The sequence below is a fragment of the Amycolatopsis sp. NPDC059027 genome, from assembly GCF_042739735.1.
Taxonomy (GTDB): Bacteria; Actinomycetota; Actinomycetes; order Mycobacteriales; family Pseudonocardiaceae; genus Amycolatopsis.
In genome coordinates, this window is record NZ_JBHYIK010000083.1 from 705 (window position 1) to 8,499 (window position 7,795).

The window sequence follows — 7,795 nt, forward strand, 5'->3', positions numbered from 1 at the left end:
TGCACGACCGGTGCGCGCGGCTGGGCCTCCGGGCCCTACTTTAGCCCGCTAAACGCGCTCGGGTGCCGTGGGCGAAGCGCGTTTAGCGGGCTAAACGCGCTCGGCGGCGGGGGAGGTGCGGGTGACCTGGGCGTACTCCAGGCCGTGGAACACGCGGTGGGGCTTGTAGCGAACCTCGCCGACGACGTGGGAGGAGGTGAGGACGGCGGACAGCGCGCGCAACGCGACCTCCCCTTCGGCGACCGCGACCCGCGAGCCAGGGCAAGCGTGCCGCCCGAGCCCGAACGCGAGCCCGTCACCGAGCGGGACGGCGAGCTTGTCGCCCTTCTCGAACGTCACCGCCGACACGGTGAGCGGGCCGGTCACGCGCCGGGCGGCATACCGTGTCGGCGCGATCTCCTGGACGAGCCGTCGCACCTCGACCTCGTCCGGTTGCCGCGGTCGGCGAAGCAGGTCCAGTCCGGCGAGAGCGAGGAAGTTCATCGAGTTCTCGTACGCCGCGTGCGCGAGCATCACCGGCGTGAGCATGAGCTCGTCCTCCGTGACCCGGCCCGCGTCGTGCGCTTCGCGCAGCAACGCCAGCCCGCCGCCCTCGACGGCCGTCGCCTTGAGGAAGAACATCGCGACTCGCAACGCCGCGAGGTCCGCACCCGGCGGCGCTCCACCCGACCAGACGTCGAGGTTTGCCGCCGTCTCGGAAAGCGCTGTGAGCAGCCGCGCGTCGAGTGGTTCGACGGCGCCGAGCACCGCGGACGTGACCCGCGCGGCGACAGGCCGGGCGAAATCGGCGACGAGATCGAACGACACCGACATTGCCAGCCCGGCAACCACGTCCTCGATATCGGACCGCACAGCCGACGGCAGTGGCTCCACCAGCGCGATGATCTCCTTGACGACTTCGCGCAACCGGCGGTGGTCGGCGCCGTCCATGAGCAGCAGATTGGCCTGGCCGGTCGCACCGCTGTCCGGATCGGAGCTGAGCCGCGGGTCACGCAGCGCCCCGACCCGGTCCGCCCGCGCGTCCAGTACGAAGAAGTCGTCCACGTTCGTATGATGCCCACACCGCGACGGGATCGTCTGGAGGATGCGGCCGTGCCGGACGAGGTACCCGAGGAAGTTCTGCGCACCCCGCTGGTGTTGCGCCTGCTCGATCGTGCCGACGACGCACGCCCCGCTTTCACACACATCGACTGCTCCGGCGGCGACATGGCCGAGCGGACGCTGACCTGGTCCGAATTGCTGGTCCGCGTCCAGGCAGTCGCGGCAGCGCTGAACGGGCGCATCAGGCCGGGCGCCCGGGTCGCGATCGTCGCGCGCCAAGATCTTTCCTACGTCGCTGCCTTCTTCGGTGCGTTGTACGCGGGCGCGGTGGCCGTCCCGCTGTCCGCGCCGGATCTGCGCGCACAGCGTGAGCGGCTCGTGGGGGCGCTCAACGACTGCGACGCCGAGGTGTGGTTGACGGCCGACGCGATCGCCGATCGGGTGCGGGAGTTCGCCGAAACCGAAGACGTCGCGAGGCCGCGTGCGATTCTCGCTGTCGACACGCTGCCCGCCGTCGCGGTCGAGCCGGCTCCGCTCACTCCGGACACCCCCGCGTACCTGCAGTACACATCGGGCACGACGCGCGCGCCCGCGGGCGTCGTGATCACTCACCGCGCGCTCGCCGCGGCGTGCTGGCAGGTCTGCGCCGCTTACGACGTCGACGACGGCACCACCTGCGTCGGCTGGATTCCCTTCTTCCACGACATGGGCCTCGTCCAGCTACTGGCCGGGACGGTGCACAGCGGCGGCAGGTCGGTGTTCCTCGCCCCGCTGGAATTCATCCGGCGGCCCGCTCGCTGGCTGACGCTGATGTCGGCCTACCCGAAGACACTGACCGCGGCGCCGAACTTCGCGTATGACCTGCTCGTCGAGGCCGTTCCCGAGGCACGGCGCCGGGAATTCGACCTGTCCGGCGTGCACATCGCCCTCAACGGCAGTGAACCTATTCGGGCTGCCACCGTCGAAGCGTTCCTCGACGCCTACGAGCCACACGGATTTCCGCGCAACGCTTACCGCCCGTCGTACGGGCTGGCCGAGGCCACCGTCTACGTCGCCAGCGGCGGCGACACGAACGGGCCGGTCGTGACGCGGGTCGGGGATCGGTCCCTCGTCGCGGTCGGTCGTCCGCGGGGACAGCGGATCCGGGTGGTCGACCCGGACACCGCTTGCCCCGTCCCCGACGGCGCGACGGGGGAGATCTGGGTGCGAGGCCCGAATGTCGCCGCGGGGTATTGGCGTCGGCCCGAACTCACCGCCGAAGTCTTCGACGCGCACGTCGACGGCGAAGGTGGCTGGCTGCGTACCGGCGACCTCGGCTGGTGGGACGGCGAGCAGCTCTACGTGACCGGACGGCGTAAGGACCTGATCATCGTCGACGGCCGGAATCACTATCCCCAGGACGTCGAGGACACCGTCGCGGCCGCACACCCCGTGCTCGGCCGGGACCGGGTGGCCGCCTTCGCCGTCGATGGTGACACCGGGGAAGCCCTGGTCGTCGTCGCCGAGCGAGCCCGCGGGGCGGCAGCCGCCGAGGTCGACGAAGACGAGGTCGCTCGCGCTGCCGCTCGCGCAGTCGTCGCCGCCCACGACGTCGCGCTCCACACCTTCCTGCTGGTCAAGCCGGGCGCGCTGCCCCGGACGTCCAGCGGCAAGGTCGCGCGTTCCGCGGCCCGAACGCGGTTCTGGACCTCCCCAGCAGGCTGAGCCCCTCGCCGCCCCCAAGTGCGTTTAGCCCGCTAAACGCACTTGGCGGGGGTAGGCGAGAATTCGGGTATGGCCGCTGAGGAGCATGTCGAGAAGATCAAGGCGATCGTGTGCGAGACGTTCGGCGTCGATCCGTCGTCGATCGACGAGACGACGCCGTTCGCCGACATGGGCGTCGACTCGCGCCGGCGGGTCCGGCTGCTCGCGACGGTCGAGGTGGAGTTCGGCATCGACATCGATCTGGACGAACTGGACCGGCTGGTCGACATCCGCAGCGCCGCGCAGCTGCTCGACGAGACGATCGAGGCGGGCGGCAAGCCGCGTAAGCGGGGCCTGCCCGGCCTGCTGCGGCGCCACCGTTTGAGTTAGCAAACCGGGCGAAGCCGCTGCGGTGCGGATGACCGCTGGGTACATTTTGTGTGCATATGCGACGGCACCCGCGGCCGGTCGCGTGCGTCGTACCCAGGACAACCACGGGGACAGCTCGGACGTAAGGGGGCACCGGTCATGCCGGACGGTGGCTACAAGGCGAATTCAGAGGCGATGCTCACAGCGCAGACCGCGCTCGAGCGCGCCGCGGAGAAGACGTCGGGCAAGGCCGACAAGGTGGCTCCCACACCGCTGACCGCGAAGGAGTTCGGCCGGGTGCACGGGGACGCGTTCACCGGTTATCAGAAGGGCATCGAGGCCATCGGCGCGGCCATGAAGGGCTACGCGGGGCAGCTGACCCAGCTCGGCGGCGGTGTCGGCACTGCCGCGACCAGGTACAGCTCGGCCGACGAGCAGCAGGCCGCGGCCGCGAAGAAGGCGGGCAACTGATGGGTCTCTCCAAAGAGCAGCAGGCCGAGCTCGACAAGATGATGGCCGACCCGTACGTCACCGCGGGCACGAAGCGGGACCTGATGACGGCGGCCTTCTTCGGCGGCAATTTCGACGAGGCCAAGAAGAAGTTCCAAGCCGAGCACGACGCCAACGCGGCGGCCGACAAGACGGCGCGTGAGAAGGCCGGTAAAGCGGAAAAGGATCTTCAGGCACTGCAAGGGCCCGCTCCCGGCGGCGTGGGCGTCAAGAAATCGGACGAGGTACTCGATCTCGGGAATCCGGCGCTGGACTTCTTCTCCCAATGGTCCGACCAGATCTGGAACAAGATGCCGGACTGTCCCAGTGCGATCAACTACAAGTCCGATGTCTGGGACAAGTTCCACGAAAACCGGGAAATCAACTTCCAGAAATTCCTCGACGAGGTCGAGGATCTGACCGGCGCGCGCAAGACCACGGACGAGACGCGCACTGACGCGACCTCTGCGCTGAATACGCTCTTCCACGATTGGAAGGGTGAGGGCGCGACCGCGGCGAAGGTCAAATACGAGCAGCGGATCCAGCCCGACGCCAAGGAACTCATCGACCAGATGGACGGTGTCGCGAAACTGGTCCCGGAGACCATGACGCACATCTACACCGCGCTGAAAACCAAGGTCGACGAGGCGCTGAAGCTGCGTGTCGACGAGGTGGCCAAGGCGCCGCTGTACATCGCCAAACAGGTCATCGAGGTCGCCGCGGGAAAGGTCGACTCGAAGGACAAGCTCAAGGACATCGCCGGGTGGCTCGATTCGGTGTGCCCCGGAAACAACCTCGCCGACCGGCTGGCGCATGACGACTGCAAGCTGAACAAGGAGAACAAGGACTACGCGATCGGCGCGGCGAAACAATGGCTGACCGGTTCGTTCACGCCCGAATTCAGCAAGCGGTACGAGTCGTTCAAGGGCTTGTGCAAGAACGCGACCGACACCATCAATCAGCACTATCACACGCTGTCTCGGTACATGGAGGAATACACCAACCCGTTCCCGGCGCCGTCGTCGGGTAAGACCGATCCGTCCGGAAATGGAAACGGTAACGGCAACGGAAACGGGAATGGCAACGGGAACGGTTCGGGTAACGGGACCGGTGGCGGTACTGGCGGTGGCACCGGTGGCGGTACCGGCGGAGGAAGCGGCAGCGGGGGCGGCGGCAGCGCCACTCCGCCGTCGGCGGCCGAGCCCAAGCCGGAGGACAAGAAGCCCGAAGACGGGATGAACCCGATCACCCACAAGCCGCTGGAGATCGACCCGGAGACCGGCAAGCCGTACCCGATCGACCCGAAGACCGGCGAAGCGATCAAGGACGCCGGCGACGATCAGGACACCATGACCGTCCAGAAGGGCGACAACAAGATCTCGATGTCCGAGCCGGACAAGGACGGCAAGATGGACGTCTCGGTCGACGACGGTCACGGGCACAAGAAGGACTACAAGCTCGACTTCGACAATCCGCAGGTTGGACCGGACGGGAAGCCGTTGCCCGGGGCGGACGGCCACGATCCGAAGGCCGGTTTCGGGCCGCAGGGCACGCAGCAGGACGGGAAACCGGGCGCGGATGGCGCGTACCACCCCGGGCCGGACGGCAAGATCCACATTCAGGACGGCAACCTCAAGATCACCGCCGAGCAACCGCAGGGGCCGAACGGCCCGACGGTCGTCACGGTCGACGACGGCAAGGGCGAGCCGACCAAGTACACCTTGGACGAGAAGGGCGAAAAGCACGAGCTCAAGCCCGGCGAAGATCCGTCCGGCCCCGGCGGGACGAAGGATCCCAAGCAGCCGGTGCTTCCCGACGACCGTGCGCCCGACTCGGGATCGCACCAGGGCAAGCTGGACGACGTCACGACGATGCCGGCGCCCGCCCCGGCGGAAGGCGTCACCACGATGCCCGCGCCGGACAACAGCGGCTTCGCCGCGCCCGGTGGCGTCGACGCGGGAGCGACTGCCGACAGCGGCGCCCCGGCGGACACCGGTGCCCCGGCCGGTGGAGGTGCCGACGGGGCGGCCGCGACGCCGGCGGCGGACGGGACCGCGGCCGCCAGCACAGATGCCAAGTTCGACCTGGCTGGTAACGGCAACTCGCTGGAGCCCGGTGCGCACACCGGGGCGTCGGCACAGGCCACCGGCGATGTCGGGCTCGGTGCGGCGCCCGGCGGCATGGACCATCCGGCGGCCGCCGGGCAGATGGCCGGTGCGACCGGTGGTGCGGGCTCGGGCGCCGGCGGGATGAGTGGCATGAGCGGGATGGGGGGCATGGGCATGATGGGCGGCATGGGTGGCGCGCCGGGTGGTGGTGGCGGTGGTGACCAGCAACGCGGTCCCAGCCAGTACCGCATCGAGGGCGGTGTCTTCGAGACCAGCGGCGCCGGCGGCCGGATCAGCGGATCGCTGGACGACGAGGGTGACCGGTCGATCAGCTATGAGCGGTAGGGCGTCGGCGTGAACGAGCGGACGAGGGAGCGGCGATGAGTGCTGTGGACAGGCTGAGGGCGGCGATGTCCGCATTGGATACCGCCACCAGGGAACAGCAGGAGCAGCGCGGGCTCCGCGAGCGGCACGTCGCCGAGGCGAAGGCCGATGCCCTGAAGACGATGGAGCGGGACGCCGCGGTCCATGGCAAGTACATGGAACACATGCAGGAGCTGGCCAAACGGCACAAGGAGTCCGGCGGCTGGCTCACTGAGAAGGCGCTCTCCGACCGCAGTCACACCATGAAGTTCGGGCCGGAGGACGAGGAGAAGCCCGCCGACCAGTTCGGGCAGTACACGCGGGCCGCGGCGGCACACCGCGACGTGACGGCGCCGCCTCCGCCGATCGCGCCGTCGGTGCCCGGCGTACCGGGTGACCTGCCCCCGGCGCCCACCGCGCCGCCCGCCCCGGTCGAACAGGCGCCGCCCGCGCCGGAGCCGACCTCGCCGCCGTCACCCGCGCGGCGTCGCGGACGGCATGCCCGGAGTGACGCGTTCGACGACGACGATTTCTCGAACAACACGTGGATGGTCGACTGACCCGGTCGGTCCGGTCACGTCGAGGGCCCCGTCTCCGCCAGGAGCCGGGCCCTTTTCGTGCTGCCCTCACCGCCCCGAAGCGCGGTTAGCGGGCTAAACGCGGTCCTTAGCGTGCCTAAGCGCCGCGTTTAGCCCGCTAACCGCATCCGCGCGGGGCCGGGCGAGTGCGTTTAGCCCGCTAAACGCGCTTGGCGGCTGGGTGACCGGGTTGGGAGGCGGGAGCGTCAGGCGGCGGGTTCGTCGGCGAGTTCGATGGGAGCGCGCTTGACGTCGGCCTCGAGCAGCGGCAGGTACTTGCCGGTGCCCGTCAGGTGGGTCAGGAAGAACGCCGTGAACAGGGCCCGGGTCAACTGCTGGGTGCCGCGATGCGGCTTCCCGTGCAGGAGCAGCTGGCTCCAGTGCCGCCCCTCGGTGACCGCCAGATGCGACGACTTCCCCAGGGTGCGCAGCTGGACGGGGCCCGCCCACGCGTCGGCGATCGCCTCCGCGTGCCCGACTGCGGGAGCGATGAGATCTTCGCCCGCGGCGAGGTGCAGGCCGGGTGCCGTGATGTTCTTGGCCGCTTCGGTCGCCGGGGGAAACGTTTGCGCGGCCGTGATCGTGGCGACCGCGCGGATCTCGGGTTCGGGGGGTTCGGCGGTCGCGGCCTGCGCGGCGGCGAGCACGGCCGAGCCGCCGCCGGTCGAGTGCCCGGCGAGGCCGAGGCGGTCCGGATCGACGCTGATGCCGTCGGGACCGAGGCGGACCTTGGTGACGAGGTCGAGCGTGGCCAGCAGATCCGAAGCGAGCAGACGATGCGACGGCAGCGGCCCACGCTGGGTGGCCGGCGCCGTCGCGACGATGCCCCAGCTCGCGAGGTGCCGCAGCAGCTGGTGGTAGCGGCCGGTCGGCTGGAGCCAGCCGTGACCGAACGCGACGGCGGGCAGGCCGAGACCCGATCGTGGGGTGAACACCACGCCGGGCAGCCCGACCAGGGCGAGGTTGCCGCGCAGGACCTCGTGCGGGCCCGGGTGCGTCAACTCCGCGAGCAGCTGCTTGGGCTTGCTGGCCATGGCCGTGACCTTACTGCCCGCGCCCCCGCCCAGCCCGCCCGCCGCCCCGGGGGGGGGGGGGGGTTAGCCGCCCACACCAAACCCCCGCGGGGGGGGGGGGGGGGGCGGGGCGCGGGGCGCCCCCCCGAAA

General features: G+C 69.9%; 7 protein-coding genes. 5 read left to right on the top strand and 2 right to left on the bottom strand.

The features are described 5' to 3' along the window. Positions 1-90: 90 nt before the first annotated feature. Positions 91-1,044, bottom strand: a complete 954-nt coding sequence (locus tag ACFWY9_RS38240) for a cytochrome P450 (RefSeq protein WP_378341174.1) — start codon at positions 1,042-1,044, stop codon at positions 91-93. Between the two features lie 9 nt (positions 1,045-1,053). On the opposite strand from ACFWY9_RS38240, the gene ACFWY9_RS38245 reads away from it, so the two are divergent. The 5 genes from ACFWY9_RS38245 to ACFWY9_RS38265 all read left to right on the top strand — a co-directional run bounded on the left by ACFWY9_RS38245 (position 1,054) and on the right by ACFWY9_RS38265 (position 6,613). Next, positions 1,054-2,745 carry a fatty acyl-AMP ligase gene (locus ACFWY9_RS38245; protein ID WP_378341175.1) on the top strand — a complete coding sequence of 564 codons (1,692 nt, stop codon included), beginning with the start codon at positions 1,054-1,056 and terminating at the stop codon, positions 2,743-2,745. 69 nt (positions 2,746-2,814) lie between these two features. Then, the gene (locus ACFWY9_RS38250; protein WP_378331760.1) at positions 2,815-3,114 is read left to right on the top strand and encodes an acyl carrier protein; all 300 of its coding nucleotides are present in this window, start codon (positions 2,815-2,817) and stop codon (positions 3,112-3,114) included. A gap of 138 nt (positions 3,115-3,252) precedes the next feature. Beyond that, a complete protein-coding gene (locus tag ACFWY9_RS38255; RefSeq protein ID WP_378331761.1) occupies positions 3,253-3,564 on the top strand; it encodes a hypothetical protein in 312 nt (103 codons plus the stop codon). After that, positions 3,564-6,035 (top strand): WXG100 family type VII secretion target, encoded by a 2,472-nt coding sequence (locus tag ACFWY9_RS38260; RefSeq protein ID WP_378341176.1) that lies wholly within the window; start codon positions 3,564-3,566, stop codon positions 6,033-6,035. Before ACFWY9_RS38255 ends, ACFWY9_RS38260 begins: the two co-directional genes overlap by 1 nt. Positions 6,036-6,070: 35 nt before the next feature. Next, positions 6,071-6,613, top strand: coding sequence for a hypothetical protein (locus ACFWY9_RS38265; RefSeq protein WP_378331763.1), 543 nt, complete (start codon positions 6,071-6,073; stop codon positions 6,611-6,613). Between the two features lie 224 nt (positions 6,614-6,837). On the opposite strand, the gene ACFWY9_RS38270 is transcribed toward ACFWY9_RS38265, so the two are convergent. After that, positions 6,838-7,665: a dienelactone hydrolase family protein gene (locus ACFWY9_RS38270; RefSeq protein WP_378341177.1), complete on the bottom strand. Its 828-nt coding sequence runs from the start codon at positions 7,663-7,665 to the stop codon at positions 6,838-6,840. Positions 7,666-7,795: the final 130 nt, after the last annotated feature.

What these genes read in the sequence shown, in the direction of transcription:
- ACFWY9_RS38250 (WP_378331760.1), top strand. Translation starts at nt 2,815, where the DNA reads ATGGCCGCTGAGGAGCATGTCGAGAAGATCAAGGCGATCGTGTGCGAG.
- ACFWY9_RS38245 (WP_378341175.1), top strand. Translation starts at nt 1,054, where the DNA reads ATGCCCACACCGCGACGGGATCGTCTGGAGGATGCGGCCGTGCCGGAC.
- ACFWY9_RS38255 (WP_378331761.1), top strand. Translation starts at nt 3,253, where the DNA reads ATGCCGGACGGTGGCTACAAGGCGAATTCAGAGGCGATGCTCACAGCG.
- ACFWY9_RS38260 (WP_378341176.1), top strand. Translation starts at nt 3,564, where the DNA reads ATGGGTCTCTCCAAAGAGCAGCAGGCCGAGCTCGACAAGATGATGGCC.
- ACFWY9_RS38265 (WP_378331763.1), top strand. Translation starts at nt 6,071, where the DNA reads ATGAGTGCTGTGGACAGGCTGAGGGCGGCGATGTCCGCATTGGATACC.
- ACFWY9_RS38270 (WP_378341177.1), bottom strand. Translation starts at nt 7,665, where the DNA reads ATGGCCAGCAAGCCCAAGCAGCTGCTCGCGGAGTTGACGCACCCGGGC.